Origin of the sequence: Streptomyces sp. NBC_01017 (assembly GCF_045162795.1) — a bacterium.
Lineage (GTDB): Bacteria > Actinomycetota > Actinomycetes > Streptomycetales > Streptomycetaceae > Streptomyces > Streptomyces machairae.
Genome location: NZ_CP108683.1, coordinates 8948781 through 8969469 on the forward strand (window position 1 = coordinate 8948781; position 20689 = coordinate 8969469).

A 20689-nucleotide genomic window follows, 5' to 3' on the forward strand; every position below is an offset into this window, starting at 1 on the left:
GGTTCAGCGGCCCCGCAGGTGGTGGCGCTTGCGCCACGCCACCACCGCGCCGGCCAGCGCAGGCAGGGCGATGCAGGCGAGCGCGATCAGAAAGGCGGGCGACGTCGGCGTGGAGGCACGGGCGCCGGCGACGACGTACGCGGCGACGTTCGGGATCGATCCGATGGCCGTCGCGAGCAGGAACGGCACGTAGCCCATGCGGGAGACGGCGGCGGCGTAGTTCGCGGCCCAGAACGGCACACCCGGGAACAGCCGCACCGCCAGCATCGACCGGAAGCCGTGCCGGCTGAACTGGCCGTCCGCCGCCTTCAGCAACCGGCCGCGCAGCAGCGGGCGCAGCGCCTCCTGGCCGAGCAACCGGCCCAGCCCGAAGGCGATCCCGGCCCCCAGCACCGTGCCCGCCATGGCCGCGCCGATGCCCCACTCGGAGCCGAAGAGCGCGCCCGCCGCCAGGTTCAGCAGCGGCCGTGGCACGAAGGCCACCGTGATCAGCCCGTACGCCACGGCGAACAACACCACCGCGGCCGGGCCCGCAACGTGGGGCGGCCAGCCGTTCGCCAGCAGCTTCTGAGGTTCGAAGAGCAGCACGGACGAAGCAGCCGCCGCGAGCAGGACCAGGAGCAGGGACAGCCGGGACCACGGCGACAGCAGCGTTCTCGTGCAGCGCGCGGCGAAGCCCGCGGGCACGGGGACGGGAACGGTTACGGCTGCGGGGGCGGCTACTGCGAGCTCCGTGGCGGCGGCCCGGGAAGAGGCCTTGGCGGTGCCCCCAGAGCGGGTGGTGGCATCGTCGAGCATCCGGCGACACTAACCGACAAAGATGTGTGATCGCCGTATGGTTCGTCTCATGAGCGTCACAGGAGGGGGAACAACGGAAGTTCCCCGCAGTGGTCTGGCCGACACGGTCCTGGAGCGGCTCACCGCCACGTACGCCGCAGCCGCGGACCCGCTGCGCGCTGCAGGCGCCCGGGCGTACATGAAAGACGTCGCCCCGTTCCTCGGCATCCCCACCCCCGAGCGCCGCGCCCTCTCCCGCGCCGTCCTCACGGGCACACCACGCCCCGACGAGGCCGACTGCACCGCGATCGCCCTGCGCTGCTGGGAGCTGCCCGAGCGCGAGTACCACTACTTCGCCGTCGACTATCTGCGCCGGCACGTGGGGCGCTGTTCCTCCGGCTTCCTGCCCGTGACCCGGCACCTCATCACCACCGTCTCCTGGTGGGACACCGTCGACGCACTCGCCGCGCACGTCGTCGGCGGGCTCGTCGCGGCCGACCCGAAGCTCACCGCCGACATGGACGACTGGATCGTCGACGACGACCTGTGGGTCGCCCGCACCGCCCTCCTCCACCAGCTGCGCTACAAGGACCACACCGACACCCGACGCCTCTTCGCCTACTGCCTGCGCCAGTCCGGACACACCGACTTCTTCATCCGCAAGGCGATCGGCTGGTGCCTGCGCGAGTACGCCAAGACCGATCCGGAGGCCGTACGGGAGTTCCTGGCGCGGGAGCGGGGGAGGTTCGCGCCGCTGTCGGTGCGGGAGGCACTGAAGAACATCGGGGCATAAGGCCCCGAACACCCCATCCGCGAAAAACCATTCGACGCCGGGCACGGCGTCGACGATGATCGACCTCATGTTCCGGCACGCCTTCGTCCTCGCAGCATCCGCAGTCGCGGATGCCACGAAGGCTGCCGTTCCGGTCTTCCTGACCGCCGTCGACGGCGCCCGAAGCTGACCCTCTCCGGAAAGTCCGGCGGACCCCGCAGGGGGAGGGTCGGCAGGTCCTTGGGGTCCCGATCTCGCACGAGAGCGCTCGTACGCGAGATCACCTTTGCAGAGACTTCACAGACTTCGAGGTACAGCCATGTCCAAGACGGCATACGTGCGCACCAAGCCGCATCTGAACATCGGCACGATGGGTCATGTCGACCACGGCAAGACCACGTTGACCGCCGCCATCACCAAGGTCCTCGCCGAGCGCGGGTCCTCCACCTTCGTTCCGTTCGACCGCATCGACCGGGCGCCGGAGGAGGCCGCGCGGGGCATCACCATCAACATCGCGCACGTCGAGTACGAGACCGACACCCGCCACTACGCGCACGTCGACATGCCCGGCCACGCCGACTACGTCAAGAACATGGTCACCGGCGCCGCGCAGCTCGACGGGGCGATCCTCGTCGTCTCCGCGCTCGACGGGATCATGCCGCAGACCGCCGAACACGTGCTGCTCGCCCGGCAGGTGGGCGTCGACCACATCGTGGTCGCGCTCAACAAGGCCGACGCGGGTGACGAAGAGCTCATCGACCTGGTCGAGCTGGAGGTCCGCGACCTGCTCACCGAGCACGGCTACGGCGGCGACGCCGCGCCCGTCGTACGGGTGTCGGGGCTGAAGGCCCTGGAGGGTGACCCCAAGTGGACGGCGTCCGTCGAGGCGCTGCTCGACGCGGTGGACACGTACGTTCCGATGCCGGAGCGGTATGTGGACGCCCCGTTCCTGCTGCCCGTCGAGAACGTGCTCACCATCACCGGTCGGGGCACCGTGGTGACCGGCGCCGTGGAGCGGGGCACCGTACGGGTCGGCGACCGGGTCGAAGTGCTCGGGGCCGGGCTGGAGAGCGTGGTCACCGGCCTGGAGACGTTCGGCAAGCCGATGGACGAGGCGCAGGCCGGTGACAACGTGGCGCTGCTGCTGCGCGGGGTTCCCCGGGACGCGGTGCGGCGGGGGCATGTCGTGGCGGCGCCGGGGAGTGTGGTGCCGCGGCGCCGGTTCTCGGCGCAGGTGTACGTGCTCTCGGCCCGTGAGGGCGGGCGTACGACGCCTGTCGTCACCGGGTATCGACCGCAGTTCTACATCCGTACTGCGGATGTGGTGGGTGACATCGACCTCGGTGAGGTGGGTGTCGCGCGGCCCGGGGAGACGGTTGCGATGACCGTCGAGCTGGGGCGCGAGGTGCCGTTGGAGCCGGGGCTCGGGTTCGCCATCCGTGAGGGTGGCAGGACCGTCGGAGCGGGGACCGTGACTGCCGTCGTGTGAGGTCGCTCGGTTCGCGGGGACTGCACAATGAGCAGGTGAGCGATCCCATACCCGTCACCCGCGCCGTCGACTACGGCACCGCCAAGCTGATGCCCGACGTCGATCGGAAGCGGGCCTGGTTGCTCACCGTCGACGGGGCTCCTCAGTCGTACGTCGATCTCGACGAGCCGACCCATCTGGAGTTCGAGTACGCGCGCCGCCTCGGCCATGTCCTGGACATTGTGGCCGAGGCGGGGCGTCCGCTGGACGTGTTCCATCTCGGCGGCGGGGCGCTCACCCTGCCCCGGTATCTGGCGGCCACCAGGCCCGGCTCACGGCAGGACGTGGTCGAGGCCGACCGTGGGCTGCTGAAGCTGGTCGCCGAGCATCTGCCGGTTCCGGACGGGGTCGGCATCCGGCTGCACGCCGGGGACGCCCGGGACTGGCTGGAAGCGGCCGAGGACGACTCGGCCGACGTGCTCGTCGCCGATGTCTTCGGCGGGTCACGGGTGCCGGCCCACCTGACGTCGCTCGCGTACGTCCGTCAGGCCGACCGGGTCCTGCGGGGGAGCGGCGTCTATGTGGCCAACCTCGCCGATGCCGCACCCTTCGCCTTCCTGCGCTCCCAGATCGCCACCTACGGCACGGTGTTCGAGGAGCTGGCGCTGATCGCCGAGCCGGGTGTGCTGCGCGGCCGGCGGTTCGGCAACGCGGTGCTCATCGCCGCGCACCGGCCCCTCGACCTGGCGGCCCTGGCCCGCCTGACCGCCTCCGACGCGTTTCCGGCGAGGGTCGAACACGGGTCGGCGCTGCGGGACTTCATCGGCGGGGCGCGGCCGGTGCGGGACGAGGACGCCGTACCGTCACCCGAGCCCCCGAACGGGGCTTTCAGCATCGGCTGAGCCGAGGTGGCCGCTCGCGGTGACCTGCTTGGTACGGCGCCGTAGGTTCCGTACGTCCGGTACGCACAGGACCCCCGCCGTGACGACCACGACCAGCGCGGCGCAGCCCCACAGCGCGGACGTGCGCCCGACCGCCGCCTCCGCAGGGCCGGCCAGGGCCGTCGCCAGTGGGACCAGGGCGACCGAGCCGAACCAGTCGTATGCGGCGACCCGGGACAGCTTCTCCTCCGGGATCTCCTGATGGAGTGCCGTCATCCAGGAGACGCCGAACACCTCCACCGTCACGCCGGTGAGGAACATCACCGCGCACAGCACGCTGATCGGCGCCGGAACGGCGAGCGCGGCGGAGGGGAGGGCGAGCGGGAAGACGCACAGGGTGCCGGCGAGGAGCAGGCGGCGTGGCTTCCAGCGGGTCATGAGCAGGGCTCCGGCGACCGTGCCCGCGCCGAAGAAGCCCAGCGCCATGCCCCATGGGCCCGCCCCGCCCAGGTGGTCGCGGGCGACCAGCGGACCGTAGACCGCGTCGGCCGCGGCGACGACCGCGTTCGCGATGGAGAACTGGACGACGACAGCCCACAGCCACGGCCGCCCGGCGAACTCGCGCCAGCCGTCCCGCAGATCGGCGAGCATGCCGCCGCCCGGCGCGCGCTGCGGAATGTGACTCACGTCGAGGAACGCCCGCATGGATCCGGCGACGGCGAAGGCCACCGCGTCCGCCGCCAGCACCCAGCCGGGCCCGATCGCCGCCACCATGGCACCGCCGAGCGCGGCACCGCCGACCACTGCCCCCTGCATGGCCATCCGGAACACGGCGAACGCCCGGCTCGCCTGCTCGCCCTGCACCGACGACAGCAGCATGCCCTCGGCCGCCGGGCTGAAGAACGCCTGCCCGGTACCGCCGAGGGCGGTCAGCAGCATCATCTGCCACAGCTGGGCCTCGCCGGCGAGGACGAGCACGGCGAAGACGGCCTGGGAGAGACAGTTGAGGGCGTTGGCCGCGACCATCACCCGGTGCCGCGGGACCCGGTCCGCGACGGCGCCCCCGATCAGCAGGAACAGCACCAGGGGCAGCGTGCGGGAGGCGGCCACCAGCCCCACGTCGCCGCCGTCGCCGCCGGCCTCCAGCACCGCGAACGCCGCGGCGATCAGCGCGCCGTGACTGCCGAGGTTCGTGACGAACGCCGAGGCGGTCAGCAGGCTGTAGTTGCGGCCCGCCCAGGCGGGGCGGCGGGAACGGCGGGGCGGATCGGCGGCGGAGGTCACCGGCCGACTATCGCCGCCCGGTCCTCGATTTGCCAAACGAATTGCAGGTCACGGGTCGGATGGACGGCTTCGAGCCGTGCGGCGTCCATCGCGTCGCATCCATCGCAGTCCCCTTACACGGACCACCTATCTGTTCCGTCACACGACCTGTTCCTCGGAGCCTACTCATGGGTAACATGACCGCCATGAGCGCAGACCAGATGTCGATCGGCGAGATGCTCGCCGCCACCGTGCCCATGGCCCGGACCCTGAACCTCGAGTTCCTGGAGACCACGCCGGAGAAGGCCGTGGTGGCTCTGCCGGACCAGGGCGAGTTCCACAACCACGTGGGCGGGCCGCACGCCGGCGCCATGTTCACGCTCGGAGAGTCCGCCAGTGGGGCGATCGTGCTGGCCGCGTTCGGCGACCAGCTCTCGCGCGCCGTCCCGCTCGCCGTCAAGGCCGAGATCGCCTACAAGAAGCTCGCCATGGGTGCCGTCACCGCCACCGCGACGCTGGGCCGTCCGGCCGCCGACGTCGTCGCGGAGCTGGACGCGGGGGAGCGGCCCGAGTTTCCCGTGGCCATCGAGATCCAGCGCGGTGACGGAGCCGTCACCGCAGCGATGACCGTCGTCTGGACGCTGAGGCCGAACGGCTGAGTCGAGCCGTACGACCACGAAGAGGGGCCCCGCCGAGTGTGCGGGGCCTCTCTTCTGTGTCCTGGCCGATTCTGTGTCCTGGCCGCCCGGCAGCCCTCATACCGCCGATCGATGCGGAGTTGAAGATTCCGTGGACCAAGTGTCCTTGGTTGCACACAACTTGGTGTGTCCCTCGGCGGTGCTATCGAATGCGGGTGCGGATACCGCCGGTAACTATTCTGAATTTCTTGTCTTTTGAACGTTGGTCACTCGAACTTCTTGTTTCCTGTGCGTCGCTTGTGCGAAAGTGAGCGGCCCCGATAGCCGGTCCACAGGTGACGCGGCCTAGGTACGCACCAATCAGGCACCTGCTTTCCGACGGGCGTGCATTCCCCATGCCGTCCTGAGGCCGGGAAGGAATTGGTTCAGTGCAATCCCCCCACCCCCCACGACCGCCCTACCCGCCACGGCCCGGGGCGAGCCCCGGAGAGTCCGACCGCGATCTCGTCGCGAGCCTCGGCAAGGCCGGTGCGGACGCTCATGCCGTCGCGCTGCTGATGGCCCGGCACTGGCGCGCCACCCACGACTACGCGGCCATCTGCCTGGTGTCCACGGAGAGTTCGGCCTCCATGGTGGCCGCCGCCGCGTTCCATCGCGTGCTCGGCCGACCGGGCGGCGGCGCACTGCGTCCCCAACTCCTCACCGCCGTAAGGGATCTGGTGAAGGAGTGGGCGGCTGACAGCCAAATTTCCGCTCTGCTGCCGGAACTCGGCAAACCGACGGGCGGCCGCGGGCTTCGTGCCGCGCGGTCCGTGACGCCCGAAAGGCGGCATATCGCAGAACGCGCTTTCCGTGCTCTGTCGGGGGCCTCGCAATGCCTTCTCTGGCACACCGAGGTCGAGGCGGAACCGATATCCATACCCGCTGGTCTGCTGGGGGTGGACGCGGCAACCGCCTCGGCCGCACTGGAGGGAGTGCGCGAGCAATTCAGGAGGGGTTGCGTCCGCGCCCATGGCGAACTCGCGCCCAGCCGGGAATGCCGTTACTACAACCGGCTTCTAGATGTCCCCATTCGCCGGGGCGGAGCCCTGCTGCCCGATGTCCAGCAGCATCTGACGGAGTGCCGCTACTGCCGTCACGCCGCCGAGCAGCTCAGCCACTTCGAGGGCGGTCTCGAAGTGCTGCTGGCCGAGACCGTGCTCGGCTGGGGCGCCCGGCGCTATCTCGACTCCCGGCCCCGGCGGGGCGGCTCGGGGCCGACGCCGTGGGAAGGCCCGCGCCACGGCGGGCGGCACCGGCCGGAGCGCCTGGCTCCGCCGCGCGTCCGTCCGAAAGCCGTCGCCATGGGGGTCGGTCTCACCGCTCTCGCGCTGCTCGTGACGGTGCTCACGGCCAAGGGCTGGACCGAGGAGAGCGGCGTCCCCGCCCCGGGCGCCACCTGGGGTGCCCCCAGCGGCAAGACCGTCCGTCCGGGCGCGGTGCCCCCGCCCTCGTCCGGCGGGTCACCGTCGGCCGCCTCGGCCGAGGACCCGGTCGAGATCGCCCAGGGCCGACTCCGCAATCTCGACCGTGGCCTGTGCCTGGACCTGAGCGACGGCGAGGTCCGCACCGGTGCCCGAGCCGAGCTGGCGGCGTGCTCGTCCGCCGCGTCCCAGCAGTGGTCGTACCGGGACAACGGCCTGCTGGGCAGCGCCGCCGACCCCACCCTCTGCCTCGACTCCGACGCCGACGAGGGCACGGTCGTCCTGGCGGACTGCCTCGCGCACGCCGGTGAGGTGCGCTACGACCTCACCGTCCACGGCGAACTTCTGCCACGCCGCTCCGGGGGACTGGCCGTTGCGTCCGGTGAAGGCGTGAGCGTGGTGGTCGCCGAACGGGACGGGTCCGAGGCGCAGCGCTGGATGCTCGACGGCGGGCTTGCGGACGTACGCGGGGAGAGATCCGGGTCCGACGAGAAGACCGAGGAGAAGAGAGGGGAGAAGAGAGGGGAGAAGCCGGAGGAGAAGCAGGGGCCGGAGAACGGGGCACCTGCGCAGCCCGGACACGAGTCGCAGGGCACCGCCGTCCCCGAGCCGCCCGACGCGGAGTCTCCGCGCGATGAGCAGGACCTGCCGGAGGGGGATCCGCAGTCGCACTACGAGACCCGCTACGTCCAGGACGACTCCGGCAACGAAGCCGGGGCCGCCACCCCCGTCGATGCCGTCGTGGCCCTTCCGGCCAAGGTGCCGGCCACGGTCTCCACGGTCGTGGGCGCGGCCGGCGCGACGCTCGACTCCGTACTCCGCTAGGACCTGAGTCGGTCAGGGGTCACCCCACCGGGGTGGCCCCTGCTTCGTTCCCTGCGTCATTCGGCCGTTCCTTGCGCAGATCGTTGACACGAGTCACTGACGCTCATAGCTTTCCCGCCGCGCCCAGCAGCCCCGCTTGAACCTTTGACGACCTTCGACAGTCAACGAATGTGGAGGTGGACCGGTGTTACGTCGTATGTCCGTCGCGCTGATGGCCCTCGCGGCCGCGCTCGTCACGCCCGTGCCCGCGCAAGCCGCCGCCGATCCGCCCGTCATCCGCACGTCCGCGGGCTGGGTGCGGGGTGAAACCACCGCCGAGGGAAGGCAGTTCCTCGGCATCCCCTACGCCGAGCCGCCGGTCGGAAAGCTCCGTTGGAAGCAGCCGCGTCCCGTCCGACCCTGGCAAGGGGTGCGTACGGCACAGGACTTCGGCAACACATGTGTGCAGGGCGCGAGTTGGGATCCCGGCTATGAGGAACCCAGCCACACCGAGGACTGCCTCGACCTCAATGTGTATGTCCCCGAGGGGGTCGCCAGCCGTGCGGTCCTTGTCTGGTTCCACGGTGGCGGACTCACCGCCGGGGCCGGTCAGGACGTCGTCCCCGACACCTTCGCCCGGCAGACCGGCACCGTCGTCGTGACCGTGAACTACCGCCTCGGGGCGATGGGCTTCCTCGCCACGACCGGGCTCGACGGCGAGGCGCGCGACGGTGTCTCCGGCAACTTCGGCATGCTCGACCAGCAGGCCGCACTGCGCTGGGTGCGCGCCAACATCGGCCGCTTCGGCGGTGATCCGGGTCGCGTGACCATCGCGGGCGAGTCGGCGGGCGGCCGCTCGGTCTGCACCCAGCTGGCCTCGCCGACGGCGAAGGGGCTGTTCAGGGCCGGGATCATCCAGAGCGGGGCGTACGGCGACTGCGGCGCCCGTCCGCACGGGACGGCCGTGGCCCAGGGTGCCGACTTCGCACAGAAGCTCGGCTGTACCGACCTGGCGTGTCTGCGTGCCAAGCCGGCCGCCGAGATCCTGGCCGCCCAGAGCGCGTTCGACTGGGCGCCCGTGGTCGGCGGCGACTTCCTGCCTAGACAGCCCGAGGAGGCGTTCGCGCGCGGGGCGGCCGCGGGCGTGCCGGTCATGAACGGGGCCAACCAGGACGAAGGCCGGCTGTTCGCCTTCGCCCGGTTCGACCTGAGCGGAACCCCGCTCACCGCCGAGCAGTACCCGGCCGTCATGCGGGAGGACTACGGCGACGAGGTCCTCGCCCGCTACCCGCTGTCCGCCCACCCCTCGCCGACCATCGCGTACGCCACCGCCCAGGGCGACCAGCTGTTCGCCTGCCCGGCGCTCCGCCTCGACAGCACGCTCGCCGGGCGCGGCAAGGTCTACGCTTACGAGTTCGCCGACCGCACCTCCCCGCCGTTCGCGTCCCTGCGCGATCTCGGCACCGACTTCGACTTCGGTGCGACCCACGTCAACGAGGTGCAGTACCTCTTCAAGCACTTCGGGCTCCGGTCACCGCTGGACGCGGAGCAGCGGACGCTGGCGCGGCAGATGATCCAGTACTGGGGCTCCTTCGTCCGCGACGGAGTGCCGCGCGCCACAGGACAGCCCGCGATGCCGGCCCGGCCCGGGACGGTGCTGTCGCTGCGCACACCGTCGGCCGGCGGGAACGTGCCGAGCACCGGTGTGCACCGTGAGCACCAGTGCAACCTGTGGGACTCCGAGAGCGTCACTCTGAACAGGTAGGCTGCCCCGGCGCACGCTCACGACCGAGCGTGCGCCGGGAAACCACAGGGTGCACGACATGGGAGGAAGCGGCGTTGCACGTCCAGGAATGGCTCGAAACGGTGCCCCCGCTCGCCATCTATCTACTGGTCGGCGTGGTCATCGGTCTGGAGAGCCTGGGCATCCCGCTGCCCGGCGAGATCATCCTGGTCTCCTCGGCGCTGCTCGCCTCCCAGCACGGTGAGATCGACCCCTTCGTGCTCGGCGCCTGCGCGACCGCGGGTGCGATCATCGGTGACTCCATCGGCTACGCGATCGGCCGCAAGGGCGGGCGCCCACTGCTGGCATGGCTGGGCGCGAAATTCCCCAAGCACTTCAGCGAGGGCCATATCGCCACCGCCGAGCGCTCCTTCCAGAAGTGGGGCATGTGGGCCGTCTTCTTCGGCCGCTTCGTCGCCCTCCTGCGCATCTTCGCCGGGCCCCTCGCGGGCGTCCTGCGGATGCCGTACTGGAAGTTCCTGACCGCCAACGTCCTCGGCGGCATCCTCTGGGCGGGCGGCACGACCGCGGTCATCTACTACGTCGGAGTGGTCGCCGAGTCCTGGCTGAAGCGCTTCTCGTGGCTGGGCCTGGTGGCAGCCGTCCTGATCGGCCTGACGTCAATGCTGATCATCAAGCGCAAGGCGAAGAAGGCCCAGACGGCACACGCGGAGCCGGAACCGGTGGCCGCCGGGGACTGAAGCGCGTCCTGAAGGGGTGTGGAGAACGGCGCGACCAGCCACGGACGGGCCGCGGACCTCGTAGGACCGCTACGCCCCGTGCTCGTCCCGGTGGGCCTTCGCCAAGTCCGCATACAGGGTTCCGTTCAGCGTGACGCCCTGCCGCTCTTCCTCAGTCAGCTCCCGCTTCACCTTCGCCGGCACCCCCGCCACCAGCGACCCGGGCGGCACCTGCATCCCCTGCGGCACCAGGGCTTGAGCAGCCACCAGGGACCCCGCCCCGATCACCGCACCGTTCAGGACAGTCGCCCCCATCCCGATCAGACAGTCGTCCTCGACGGTCGCCCCATGCACCACGGCGTTGTGACCGACCGAGACACGCGCACCGATGCTCACGGGAAAACCGGGATCGGCATGCAACGTGCAGTTGTCCTGAACATTGGACTCGGCCCCGACGGAGATCCGCTCCACGTCCCCCCGCACGACGGCGCCGTACCAAACGCTGGCCCCCGCCTCCAGCGTCACGTCCCCGATCACCGACGAGGTCGGCGCCACGAACGCAGCCTCGTCGATCTTCGGCTCCCGGCCCCCGATGCCCATGACCAGCGCCTTCTGCGTCATCGCCCTCTCCTCACCGCAAACGTCGTCGACACTGCGCACCGTACGCCACCCGGTAGGGCGAAGATCACAGGCCCTCGACCGCATAAGGGCCCGGCGCGCTCAGTACGGTAAGCGGGTGCCCAAGCGCAAGAACACGTTCTCGTCCTGGCGGCGCGGCCTCACGCAGCGCGCCGTCCATGCGGGCTGGGCCTGGGTGCAGCGCACGGGTTCGGTGACGTCCGAGAACCCCGGCCGCTTCCACTTCGGCTCGATCGGCGAGGCCACCCGGCTGGCCTTCCCGCTCGGCACGGTCTTCGGCGAACCCTGGATCCACCTCGGCTCCCACTGCATCGTCGGCGAGCAGGTGACGCTGACGGCCGGTCTGATGCCCGACCTGGACCTCGGCCCGGAGCCGATCCTGCGGATAGGGGACGGCGTCGTGCTGGGCCGCGGCAGCCATGTCATCGCCGACACGACAGTCACCATCGGCAGCGACTGCTACTTCGGGCCGTACGTGTACGTCACGTCCACGAACCACTCGTACGACGATCCGCACGAGCCCATCGGCAAGCAGTGGCCGCGGATGGAGCCGGTCGAGATCGGCCCCGGGTGCTGGATCGGCACCGGCGCGGTGATCCTGCCGGGGGCACGGATCGGGCGGAACGTCGTGGTCGCGGCCGGCGCGGTGGTCCGGGGCGTGGTGCCCGACCACGCCGTCGTGGCGGGGGCGCCCGCCCGAGTCGTACGGCGCTGGACCCCCGACGACGGCTGGCAGCCGCCGCTTCGGACCCCGGCGCCCGTGCCGATACCCGACGGGATCACCCCCGAGCAGCTCCAGGCGCTGGCCGAGCTGGACGACGAGACGGTGGCGAAGCTGGCGGAGCTGGACGAGAAGGCGGCTGCGAAGCTGGACGGGCCGGACGAGGAGGCGGTGGCCAAGCCGGATGAGCCGGCGGCCGTCGAACTCGCCGAGCTGGACGCGGAGTCCTGAGTCAGCCGGTCGCCAGCAGCAGCGTCCCCACCAGTGCGAGCCCCGCGCCCGCCGCCTGCACGCCCCGCAACCGCTCTTTGAGGAAACCGCGCGCGGCCATCGCCGTCACCACCGGGTAGAGCGAGGCGAGCACGGCGGCCACCGTGACCGGGCCGTGGTGGGCGGCGACCACATACGTGCCGTTCGCCGCCACATCGGCGAGGCCGACGAAGGCGAGCGCCGGCAGGGAGCGCCAGGGGAAGGTGCCGTCCGGGAGCGCGGCGGCGCCCCGCCGGACTGAGGCGTACAGGGCGAGGCCGCCCGCCACCACGTTGACCACACGCTGGACGAAGAGCGCGAGGAACAGGCCCGTGATGGTGGTCGACGCCTCCGCGATCAGCGCGAACACCGTGCCGAAGCCGAAGGCGGCGATCAGCGTGAGCAGGATGGCCTGGCGCTGCACGGGTGCACCCCGCAGTTGCGGTCCGCCGGCGAGCACCACACCGAGCACGGCGACGGCGATCCCCGCGACCTGCATCAGTCCGGGCCGCTCGCCGAGGAAGAGGCCCACCCCGACCGGGACGGCCACGCCGACGGTGCCGAGCGGGGAGACCACGCCCATCGGGCCCAGCGCGAGCGCCTTGTAGAAGCAGAGCAGGGCTACCGGGCCCACGACTCCGGCGGCGACCGCGAACCACAGCCGGTCACCGGCCTCGCTCCAGGCGCCGGTGGCCACGACGATCACGCCGAGCACGATCGCCGCGATCCCCTGCGAGACGACGACCACGGTCAGGGCCGGGGTGCGTCGCGTCAGCAGTCCGCCGCCGAAGTCGGCCAGCCCCCACAGCAGGCTGGTGGCCAGGGCGAAGAGTGCTGTCACGGGTGCCTCGCAGTACAGTTCGGTGCACGATCGGGTGCATCCCACCGTAGTGCAGTGGGGTAAACCCTGTCATCCAGAATATTGGACTCCGCAACGTTGGACGGAATGTGTCGGACCTCGACCTGCTGACCCAGTCCCTGGCGCGCAACGTCAAGCGCTGGCGCACCGAGCGCGGCTTCACCCTGGACACGCTCGCCGCGCGCGCCGGGGTCAGCCGCGGCATGCTCATCCAGATCGAACAGGCCCGCACGAACCCGAGCCTCGGCACCGTGGTCAAGATCGGCGACGCGCTCGGGGTCAGCATCACGACCCTCCTCGACTACGAGCAGGGCCCGAAGGTGCGCATCGTCCCGCCCGAGCAGGTGGTCCGGCTGTGGCACACCGACGCGGGCAGCTACAGCAGGCTCCTCGCCGGCACGGAGGCCCCCGGTCCGCTGGAGATGTGGGACTGGAAGCTGATGCCGGGCGAGAACAGCGGATCGGACCCGCATCCCGCCGGCACCGTCGAGATCGCCCATGTCACGACGGGCGAACTGACCCTGACCGTCGAGGGTGTGGAGTACCGCGTCGCGGCCGGTTCCAGCGTCACCTTCGACGCCAACGCCCCGCACACCTACGCCAATCAGGGCGACGTCCCGATGCAGATGACCCTGACGGTCTCCGTTCCCCTCGTGCACTGAGACGCCCGGCCGGAAGCCTCCGCGGTCCTGTTAGCGTGCGCTCATGGACGCACCCATCGGACACTTCGACCACGCCGTTCCCGCCCCGGACTGCCTCGACGAGCTCACCCGACCGGTCGCCGACGCCGTACGCCAGTGGCACGGCAGCGTCCCCGCCGAGCAGATCATCTACGTCGAGACCGATCCGCAGTGGGCCGACACCGCCGTGTTCGTGGAGCACTACGGGCGGGAGCTGCTCGAACAGTCGGCGAACTGCGTTGTCGTCGCCGGCAAGCGCGGCGGCGAGACGTCCCTGGCCGCGTGTGTCGTGCTCTCCACCACCCGGGTCGACGTCAATGGCGTGGTGCGCCGTCAACTGGGCGCCCGTAAGGCCTCGTTCGCCTCGATGGACACGGCGACGAGCGAGACCGGCATGGAGTACGGCGGCATCACCCCGATCGGGCTGCCCGACGGCTGGCCGGTGCTGGTGGACTCGGCCGTCCTCGATCTGCCGTACGTCCTGGTCGGCAGCGGCCGGCGGCGCGGCAAGCTGCTCGTGCCGGGCAAGGCGTTCGCCGAGCTGCCGGGGGCGGTCGTACTGGAGGGGCTCGGCGTCTCCTGAGTACGCGGGTTCAGGCCGCGGTGTGGTGGGCGAGGGCGTGGTGCGGATCCGCCTCGCCCGGCACCGGTGCCGGGTCGGCGTGGACCAGGGCCGAGGTGAGCCGGGGCACGGCGTGCAGCAGCGCGTGTTCGGCGTCGACGGCGATGGCGTGTGCCTGCCGTACCGTCGCCTCGCCGTCCACGACGACCGCCACCTCGGCGCGCAGCCGGTGCCCGATCCAGCGCAACCGCAACTCGCCGATCTCTCGTACGCCCTCGACCTCCCGCAGTGCCTGCTCGGCCCGGTCCACCAGGGCCGGGTCCACGGCGTCCATCACCCGCCGGAACACCTCGCGCGCGGCGTCCCGCAGCACCAGCGTGATCGCGGCCGTGATCGCCAACCCCACGATCGGGTCCGCGAGTTGCCAGCCCAGCGCCGCACCGCCCGCGCCCAACAGGACGGCCAGTGAGGTGAAGCCGTCCGTCCGGGCGTGCAGGCCGTCCGCCACGAGTGCGGCCGAGCCGATCGCCCGGCCGACCCGGATCCGGTAGCGGGCCACCCACTCGTTGCCCGCGAACCCGACGAGTGCCGCCACGGCCACCGCCGGGATCTGCTGCATGGGGCGGGGGTCGAGGAGGCGGTCGACGGCCGTCCACGCCGCAAAGGCCGCGGACGCGGCGATCGTCAGCACGATGGCGATGCCCGCGAGATCCTCCGCCCGTCCATAGCCGTAGGTGAAGCGGCGAGTTGCCGCGCGCCGGCCCAGTACGAAGGCGATCCCGAGCGGCACGGCCGTCAGCGCGTCCGCGGTGTTGTGCACCGTGTCGCCGAGCAGCGCCACCGACCCGGACGCGACCACGACGACCGCCTGGGCGAGCGCCGTCAGCCCGAGGACCGCCAGCGAGACCCACAGGGCGCGCATGCCGCGGGCCGAGGACTCCAGCGCGGAGTCGAGCTTGTCGGCCGTCTCGTGGGAGTGGGGGGTGAAGAGGTGGGCGAGGCGGTGGCGGAGGCCGGTGGGGGAGTGGTCGTGCGGGTGGGGATGGTCGTGCGCGTGCTCGTGCTCGCTCGCCGGGCCCCGGTCGTGACCGTGCCCGTGGTGGTGCTCGTGCTCGTGCAGGTCGCCCACGGCGTTCCCCTTCCGTCGCCTGAGTGTGTGGAGGTCTGTTGCGCGGGTGTGGACGCGGGCCGTCCACGAGGCCATTATGTGCGTATGAGCGCACGCATGCACCTATCAACTGCGCACGATGCGCACCCGCGCACCCCGGGCGAGGAACAGTTCGCACTCGCCGCCGAACTCCTCGCCCTGCTCGGGGACCGCACCCGTCTCACGCTGCTGCACGCACTGACGGCCGGCGAGGCCGACGTCACGACCCTCACCGAGGCCTGCGGCGCGGCCCGGCCCGCCGTCAGCCAGCATCTGGCGCGGCTGCGTCTCGCCGGTCTGGTGAACACGCGCAAGGAGGGCCGACGGGTGATCTACTCGCTCGGCGACGGTCATCTGCGCCGCCTCGTCGACGAGGCGCTGAACGTGGCGGACCACCGGCTCAGCGACCGGCCGCTGCACGACTGAAGCCGGTCGCCCAGCACCAGCGGATGAACGGCCGAAACGGCCGAACCCGGCGATGATCGGCTCCGTCACGACCGACGGAACGACCGGAGGCCACCGTTGCCCTCGATACATGACTTCGCGACCTGGGAACCCATCCTGCGGGTCCTGCGGGCGAGCAACGAGGAGCGCTTGGCCGCTCCGGGCGGCCATGTGACCGGCCGGATCGGTGTGTACGGGTGGAGCGTGCCCGTGCGGCGCCGGTCACCGGAGCCGGGACGAGCCGCCCAGGTCGAGGACATGCAGGACGAGTGGGACGCGGTCGAGGTGGTGCGCAACGCTCTTCTGGAGGCCGACACCGACGACATCGCCTTCGTGGCCGAGATCTCGCCGGCGGGTCGGACCGTGCTCCGTCTGATCAGTTGTGGTCCCGCCGCGGATCCCGGTATCGCCGGGCCGTACCCGGGCTCGCTCCTCCTGGTCGAGGACGCCGTGGCCGAGCCGTGGCGCCGCCTGCCCGATCCGATGCCCGGCGCGGTGCCGGCGCCGTCGGCGGACCCGGCGCAGCTGGAACGGACCCTGCGCGAGCGGCTCCCCGACGCCATCGGCGCCACCGAGGCGGAGATCGCCGCCGCGGAAGCGCGCCTCGGCGTCACGCTGCCCGACGAACTCAAGGCGCTCTACCGGGTGACGCGGGCGCGGTGGGCGGACTGGGGCGACTACGAGACGGCGGAAGTCGTCTACGACGCAGTCGGCTGTGAACTCCTCGCGCTGGAGGACCTGTTCGTCGCCGATGCCTCCTCCCGCCCGTGCCGCTGGGAGTTCGCGGCGATGGAGGCGGTCGTCACCCCGCCCGACGCCGCGGTGCAGCGACTGGTCGGCTCACCCGGCTGGATCGTCTTCGGCGGCAACGGTGGCGGCGACCGTATCGCGGTCGACCTGACACCCGGTCCGCGCGGCCACCTCGGGCAGATCGTCATGGTCGGCCACGAGTGGAACATCGGCGCCGAACTGCTCGCCGACTCGCTGACCGATCTGGTGCTGAACGGGGAGAGCGGGGAAGCGGGCGGCGACTCTCGCGGGGACCGGCCGTCGGCCGTGGTGCGGGTCAACAGCAGCAGCCTGACCAGCATCCAGGCCGCCGCCCACCCCGAGCTGGAAGCGCTGAGCATCGGCGTGTGGGACGGTGAGCCGTTCAGCCTCGCGCCCCTCACCGGCCTGCCCCGCCTGCGCACCCTCACCGCATACCCCGGCACACTCGCCGATCCGCAGGAGATCGCCAAACTGACCGGGCTGGAGTTCCTGGAGCTCGGTCCTCAGGAGTGGCGCGTCCTGCTCGCCGCCGGTGCCGTCCCGCGCAGCCTGTCGGCCGCCGCCATCCAGGTGGACGGGGCCCCGCACCCGCTCCCGATCGTGGACCTCGCCAACGAGATCCTCGCCCTGTGGGACCGTCCCCCGATCACCCGGACCGTCCTCGAAGGCGACCTCGGTCCCGAGGTGGCGTAGTCAGGCGTCTGCGTGCTTGCCCAGGTACTGCTCCGCGAACGCCATCGCGGCCGTCGGGGAGCCGAAGATGCGGCGGAGGCGCGCGAGGGTGGTGCCCGCGCGGTACGGGTCGCCCGAGGACGTGCCGTGGTAGACCTCCGAGAGCCAGTGGGAGAACTCCTGGTAGTCCCACACCCGGTTCAGGCAGGCCTGCGAGTAGCCGTCCAGGCCGGTGCTGTCGCCCTTCGTCAGGTGGGCGACGAGTCCGTCGCCGAGCAGGAAGGCGTCGTGCAGGGCGAGATTCATGCCCTTCGCGGCGATGGGGGCGGTCAGGTGGGCGGCGTCGCCGGCCAGGAAGAGGCGGCCGAACACCATGGGCTCGACCACGTAGTTGTGCATGTCGAGGACACGCTTCTCGATGAGACGCCCCTCCGTCAGCGGCGGGGCGCCGTTCGCCCCGAGCCGTTGCTGCAGCTCCGTCCAGACCCGGTCGTGCGACCAGTTCTCCGGGTCGTCGCCGGGCGGGCACTCGAGGTAGTAGCGGGTCACCTCGGCGCTGCGCGGCATGTGCCCGGCGAACCCGCTGGGATGCATGCCGAACAGAACGCAGTCCGAGGACGGCGGCGCCTCGGCGAGCAGCGCCAGCCAGCCGATGCCGTAGTCGCTGCGGGAGATGCGGGCCCGGTCGGCAGGCAGGGCCGCCCGCGTCACTCCGCGCGCCCCGTCACAGCCCGCCACGAAGTCGCAGTGCACGATCTCCCGCTGTCCCGTCTCCGGGCAGGTGTACGACACCGAGGGGCGCTCGGTGTCGAGGTCGTGCAGTTGTACGTCCCGCACACCGAACCGTATGGCGCCGCCGCGCACGTCCGCGTACTCGCGCACCAGGTCCGTCACCAGGAACTGCTGGGGGTAGACCCAGTGATGAGCGCCCGTCAGCTGTGCGTACTCGAACCGGTAGCGCTCCCCGGCGAACCGGAACTCGCACTCGGTGTGCCGCTGTGCCCGCTCCAGCAGCGTGTCGGCGAGGCCGCGCCGCTGGAGTCCGCGTACGGCCCACTCCTCGATGACGCCGGCACGCGGCCGCTGCTCGATGAACTGGCGTGTCTCGATCTCCAGGACCAGACAGTCGACGGACGCCGCCCGCAGGATGTTCCCGAGGGTGAGACCGGCCGGGCCGGCGCCCACGACGACGACCGGAAAGCGGTGCGGGGCGCTGGAGTTGGGGTGGGGAGAGGCGGAAGTCACCCGAGCATTATGGGGTGGTCGTCGTGGGGAGGGGAGGCTCCCGGAGGCGGCTCGGTGCAGTGGCGGCGCAGTGAGACGGCAGCTCGGCGCGGCGGCGACTCAGTGGTGGGGACGGCCGAGGCGCGGTATCTCGATCGCCGGGCAGCGGTCCATGACCATCTCCAGTCCCGCCGCGCGCGTGCGCTCGTACGCCGCCTCGTCGATGACGCCCAGCTGGAACCAGACCGCCTTCGCGCCCTTGGCGACCGCGTCGTCGGCGATCGGGCCGGCGAGGTCGCTGTTCACGAAGACGTCGACCACGTCCACGTCGAAGGGGATGTCCGCCAAGGAGGCATAGCCGCGCTCGCCATGGACCGTCTCGGCCTTGGGATGAACGGGCACGATGCGCTTGCCGTAGCGCTGCAGCACATCGGCGACCCCGTACGCCGCCCGCCGCTCGTTCGACGACAGGCCCACGACGGCCCAGGTGTCGCCCAGTTCGGTGAGGATCCTGCGGACCGCTGCCTCGTCGCCGTACACCGTCGGCCTCCCTGCTTCGTACGTACCAGTGATTCGTACAACTGCCGTCCAGCTGTTCTCATGACCCACAACGGCCGACGGCCCACGAGGATTCCCCGACACGCCGCGGATCCTGGGAACCCTGGCCCGAACTCCTGTCCGGGCGGGCAGGTGCGCAGTACCGTTCGGGCAGTCCGCACGGCAGGGGGTGGCGATGCCCGGGTACGACAGACGCCTCGCGCGCGTGAATGGGCCGTACGACTATGGATGACCAGCGAACTCCGGGCGGACCCGACGCCCGCCACGCTGACCGGAAAGCGGGCCGGATGGCTGCTTACGACCGCGCGGGCGCCTACGCTCGCTCCGTGCTGCGCATCATCGACGCCCGAACCGGCAAGCCCGTCGACGCCGCGCCCGCCCGCCGCGGCCTGACCCGCATCGAGGCGCATACGGAGGGCTTCGACGTCACCGCCCTGCGGGTGCTCCTCGTCGCCGACCTCCTCGTCCGCGCCCTGGAGCTCGGCGGTACGCCGGTCTGGGCGCTGCTCGACGAGGAGCGGCAGCAGGCGGAGCTCCGGGCGGGCGCCGCGGCGCTCGGCATCCGGCCCTTCGAGGACGGCCGGGACGCGGCCTCGGGCGGCCTGGGCGAGGCGCAGGTGATCCACGTCGTGCGTGAAGGCGGTGACGCGGAACCCGACGGCGTACGGGTCGCCGTCGCGCCCGTGCGCTCGGAGGCGCCGCCGCGGGAGGGCGACCCCGCCGCCCTGCGCCTCGCACTGCTGTCCCGGCGCAGAGACGTGCCCGTACGGCTCGACGTGGCCGCGCTGGCCGAAGCCCACGACACCCTCGCCCGCTGGCGCCGTGCCGTTGCCGGCTGGGCGCAGCGGCCGTCACGGCCCATCCCCGACGAGGTGCGCACAGAGCTGCGTACGGCCTGGGAGGACGACCTCGACGTACCCGGCGTGCTCGGCGTCCTGCGCTGGGTGGAGACCGCGCCGGAGCTCTCGGACGGCGCCCGCTTCGAGACGTACGCCTACGCCGACCGGCTCCTCGGCCTCGACCTCGCGCGCGACCTGGGAAGCCCGGCGTGAGCACGCGCATGGGAGCGAGTCCGCTGCGCCGCCTGGTCGTCCTGCGGCACGCCAAGTCCGCCTGGCCGGACGGTGTCGCCGACCACGAACGCCCGCTCGCCCCACGCGGCCGCCGCGACGCCCCGGTCGCCGGCCGGATGCTCGCCGAGGCCGACTGTCTGCCGGACCTCGCCCTGTGCTCGACCGCCGTACGCGCGCGTGCGACCTGGGACCTGGCGGCCTCCCAGTGGGGCACACCGCCACCGGTGCGTCACGATCCGCGACTGTACGCGGCCGACGTGCCCGACCTGCTGGCGGTCGTGCACGAGGTGTCTGCCGAGGTCGAGACGCTGCTGCTGGTGGGGCACAACCCCGGCCTGGAGGAACTCGTCCTCGACCTCGCGGGCGACGACCTCGACGGCGCGCTCGCCGAGGTCCGTACGAAGTTTCCGACGTCGGCGATCGCCGTACTCGCCTGGCACGGCACCACCTGGCGTGCTCTCACGCCGGGCACGGCGTTGCTGACGGCGGTGATGGTGGCGCGAGGCAAGAAGCCGACGTGAACCGATCCCCGGCTCGGGCCTCAGGGCTCAGGCCTCGGGA

At 71.6% G+C, this 20689-nt stretch carries 21 protein-coding genes; 14 read left to right on the forward strand and 7 right to left on the reverse strand.

The annotated features are described in order from the left end of the window. Positions 1 to 3 precede the first annotated feature (3 nt). Positions 4 to 798, reverse strand: a complete 795-nt coding sequence (locus OG331_RS41105; RefSeq protein WP_406206505.1) for a TVP38/TMEM64 family protein — start codon at positions 796 to 798, stop codon at positions 4 to 6. 49 nt (positions 799 to 847) lie between these two features. Between OG331_RS41105 and OG331_RS41110 the strand changes: the two genes are divergently transcribed. The 3 genes from OG331_RS41110 (at position 848) to OG331_RS41120 (ending at position 3919) form a co-directional block, all read left to right on the forward strand. Further along, positions 848 to 1570, forward strand: coding sequence for a DNA alkylation repair protein (locus OG331_RS41110; protein WP_406206508.1), 723 nt, complete (start codon positions 848 to 850; stop codon positions 1568 to 1570). A gap of 298 nt (positions 1571 to 1868) precedes the next feature. Further along, positions 1869 to 3038, forward strand: a complete 1170-nt coding sequence (tuf, locus tag OG331_RS41115; RefSeq protein WP_406206511.1) for an elongation factor Tu — start codon at positions 1869 to 1871, stop codon at positions 3036 to 3038. 35 nt (positions 3039 to 3073) lie between these two features. After that, complete coding sequence (locus OG331_RS41120) at positions 3074 to 3919, forward strand: spermidine synthase (protein WP_406206513.1); 846 nt, start codon at positions 3074 to 3076, stop codon at positions 3917 to 3919. On the opposite strand, the gene OG331_RS41125 is transcribed toward OG331_RS41120, so the two are convergent. Beyond that, on the reverse strand, positions 3881 to 5182 hold the full coding sequence (locus OG331_RS41125; protein WP_406206516.1) for an MFS transporter: 1302 nt from the start codon (positions 5180 to 5182) through the stop codon (positions 3881 to 3883). The two genes, OG331_RS41120 and OG331_RS41125, sit on opposite strands and share 39 nt — an antisense overlap. A gap of 200 nt (positions 5183 to 5382) precedes the next feature. Here OG331_RS41125 and OG331_RS41130 point away from each other — a divergent pair, with 200 nt between their 5' ends. The 4 genes from OG331_RS41130 to OG331_RS41145 all read left to right on the forward strand — a co-directional run bounded on the left by OG331_RS41130 (position 5383) and on the right by OG331_RS41145 (position 10550). Beyond that, the gene (locus tag OG331_RS41130; protein ID WP_406210642.1) at positions 5383 to 5820 is read left to right on the forward strand and encodes a DUF4442 domain-containing protein; all 438 of its coding nucleotides are present in this window, start codon (positions 5383 to 5385) and stop codon (positions 5818 to 5820) included. 407 nt (positions 5821 to 6227) lie between these two features. Continuing rightward, positions 6228 to 8087, forward strand: coding sequence for an RICIN domain-containing protein (locus OG331_RS41135; protein WP_406206519.1), 1860 nt, complete (start codon positions 6228 to 6230; stop codon positions 8085 to 8087). Between the two features lie 196 nt (positions 8088 to 8283). After that, positions 8284 to 9831: a carboxylesterase/lipase family protein gene (locus OG331_RS41140; RefSeq protein ID WP_406206522.1), complete on the forward strand. Its 1548-nt coding sequence runs from the start codon at positions 8284 to 8286 to the stop codon at positions 9829 to 9831. Positions 9832 to 9905: 74 nt separating this feature from the next. After that, entirely contained in the window at positions 9906 to 10550 is a 645-nt protein-coding gene (locus OG331_RS41145) for a DedA family protein (protein WP_406206524.1), read from the forward strand. A gap of 69 nt (positions 10551 to 10619) precedes the next feature. Here OG331_RS41145 and OG331_RS41150 read toward each other — a convergent pair whose 3' ends face one another. Next, positions 10620 to 11150: a gamma carbonic anhydrase family protein gene (locus OG331_RS41150; RefSeq protein ID WP_406206526.1), complete on the reverse strand. Its 531-nt coding sequence runs from the start codon at positions 11148 to 11150 to the stop codon at positions 10620 to 10622. 115 nt (positions 11151 to 11265) lie between these two features. Between OG331_RS41150 and OG331_RS41155 the strand changes: the two genes are divergently transcribed. Then, positions 11266 to 12120: an acyltransferase gene (locus OG331_RS41155; RefSeq protein WP_406206528.1), complete on the forward strand. Its 855-nt coding sequence runs from the start codon at positions 11266 to 11268 to the stop codon at positions 12118 to 12120. Between the two features lies 1 nt (position 12121). Here OG331_RS41155 and OG331_RS41160 read toward each other — a convergent pair whose 3' ends face one another. Further along, the gene (locus tag OG331_RS41160; protein ID WP_406206530.1) at positions 12122 to 12979 is read right to left on the reverse strand and encodes an EamA family transporter; all 858 of its coding nucleotides are present in this window, start codon (positions 12977 to 12979) and stop codon (positions 12122 to 12124) included. A 107-nt stretch (positions 12980 to 13086) separates the two neighbouring features. Between OG331_RS41160 and OG331_RS41165 the strand changes: the two genes are divergently transcribed. Further along, positions 13087 to 13659: a helix-turn-helix domain-containing protein gene (locus OG331_RS41165; RefSeq protein WP_406206533.1), complete on the forward strand. Its 573-nt coding sequence runs from the start codon at positions 13087 to 13089 to the stop codon at positions 13657 to 13659. Positions 13660 to 13702: 43 nt separating this feature from the next. Then, positions 13703 to 14260 (forward strand): YbaK/EbsC family protein, encoded by a 558-nt coding sequence (locus OG331_RS41170; RefSeq protein WP_406206536.1) that lies wholly within the window; start codon positions 13703 to 13705, stop codon positions 14258 to 14260. A gap of 10 nt (positions 14261 to 14270) precedes the next feature. Here the strand turns inward: OG331_RS41170 and OG331_RS41175 are convergent, their stop codons facing one another. After that, on the reverse strand, positions 14271 to 15368 hold the full coding sequence (locus OG331_RS41175) for a cation diffusion facilitator family transporter (protein WP_406206538.1): 1098 nt from the start codon (positions 15366 to 15368) through the stop codon (positions 14271 to 14273). 84 nt (positions 15369 to 15452) lie between these two features. On the opposite strand from OG331_RS41175, the gene OG331_RS41180 reads away from it, so the two are divergent. Both OG331_RS41180 and OG331_RS41185 read left to right on the forward strand, forming a co-directional pair. Then, on the forward strand, positions 15453 to 15812 hold the full coding sequence (locus tag OG331_RS41180; protein WP_389447529.1) for an ArsR/SmtB family transcription factor: 360 nt from the start codon (positions 15453 to 15455) through the stop codon (positions 15810 to 15812). 96 nt (positions 15813 to 15908) lie between these two features. Next, positions 15909 to 17294, forward strand: a complete 1386-nt coding sequence (locus OG331_RS41185; RefSeq protein ID WP_406206541.1) for an SMI1/KNR4 family protein — start codon at positions 15909 to 15911, stop codon at positions 17292 to 17294. Here OG331_RS41185 and OG331_RS41190 read toward each other — a convergent pair whose 3' ends face one another. After that, on the reverse strand, positions 17295 to 18518 hold the full coding sequence (locus OG331_RS41190; RefSeq protein ID WP_406206544.1) for a 4-hydroxybenzoate 3-monooxygenase: 1224 nt from the start codon (positions 18516 to 18518) through the stop codon (positions 17295 to 17297). Positions 18519 to 18617: 99 nt separating this feature from the next. After that, positions 18618 to 19037 carry a CoA-binding protein gene (locus OG331_RS41195; RefSeq protein WP_363036842.1) on the reverse strand — a complete coding sequence of 140 codons (420 nt, stop codon included), beginning with the start codon at positions 19035 to 19037 and terminating at the stop codon, positions 18618 to 18620. Between the two features lie 305 nt (positions 19038 to 19342). On the opposite strand from OG331_RS41195, the gene OG331_RS41200 reads away from it, so the two are divergent. Together OG331_RS41200 and OG331_RS41205 are read left to right on the forward strand one after the other, a co-directional pair. Further along, the gene (locus OG331_RS41200) at positions 19343 to 20107 is read left to right on the forward strand and encodes a hypothetical protein (protein ID WP_406206547.1); all 765 of its coding nucleotides are present in this window, start codon (positions 19343 to 19345) and stop codon (positions 20105 to 20107) included. Continuing rightward, positions 20104 to 20649 (forward strand): SixA phosphatase family protein, encoded by a 546-nt coding sequence (locus OG331_RS41205; protein WP_406206550.1) that lies wholly within the window; start codon positions 20104 to 20106, stop codon positions 20647 to 20649. Before OG331_RS41200 ends, OG331_RS41205 begins: the two co-directional genes overlap by 4 nt. Positions 20650 to 20689: the final 40 nt, after the last annotated feature.

What these genes read in the sequence shown, in the direction of transcription:
- OG331_RS41105 (WP_406206505.1), bottom strand. Translation starts at nt 798, where the DNA reads ATGCTCGACGATGCCACCACCCGCTCTGGGGGCACCGCCAAGGCCTCT.
- OG331_RS41110 (WP_406206508.1), top strand. Translation starts at nt 848, where the DNA reads ATGAGCGTCACAGGAGGGGGAACAACGGAAGTTCCCCGCAGTGGTCTG.
- tuf (WP_406206511.1), top strand. Translation starts at nt 1,869, where the DNA reads ATGTCCAAGACGGCATACGTGCGCACCAAGCCGCATCTGAACATCGGC.
- OG331_RS41130 (WP_406210642.1), top strand. Translation starts at nt 5,383, where the DNA reads ATGTCGATCGGCGAGATGCTCGCCGCCACCGTGCCCATGGCCCGGACC.
- OG331_RS41140 (WP_406206522.1), top strand. Translation starts at nt 8,284, where the DNA reads ATGTCCGTCGCGCTGATGGCCCTCGCGGCCGCGCTCGTCACGCCCGTG.
- OG331_RS41150 (WP_406206526.1), bottom strand. Translation starts at nt 11,150, where the DNA reads ATGACGCAGAAGGCGCTGGTCATGGGCATCGGGGGCCGGGAGCCGAAG.
- OG331_RS41170 (WP_406206536.1), top strand. Translation starts at nt 13,703, where the DNA reads ATGGACGCACCCATCGGACACTTCGACCACGCCGTTCCCGCCCCGGAC.
- OG331_RS41180 (WP_389447529.1), top strand. Translation starts at nt 15,453, where the DNA reads ATGAGCGCACGCATGCACCTATCAACTGCGCACGATGCGCACCCGCGC.
- OG331_RS41200 (WP_406206547.1), top strand. Translation starts at nt 19,343, where the DNA reads ATGGCTGCTTACGACCGCGCGGGCGCCTACGCTCGCTCCGTGCTGCGC.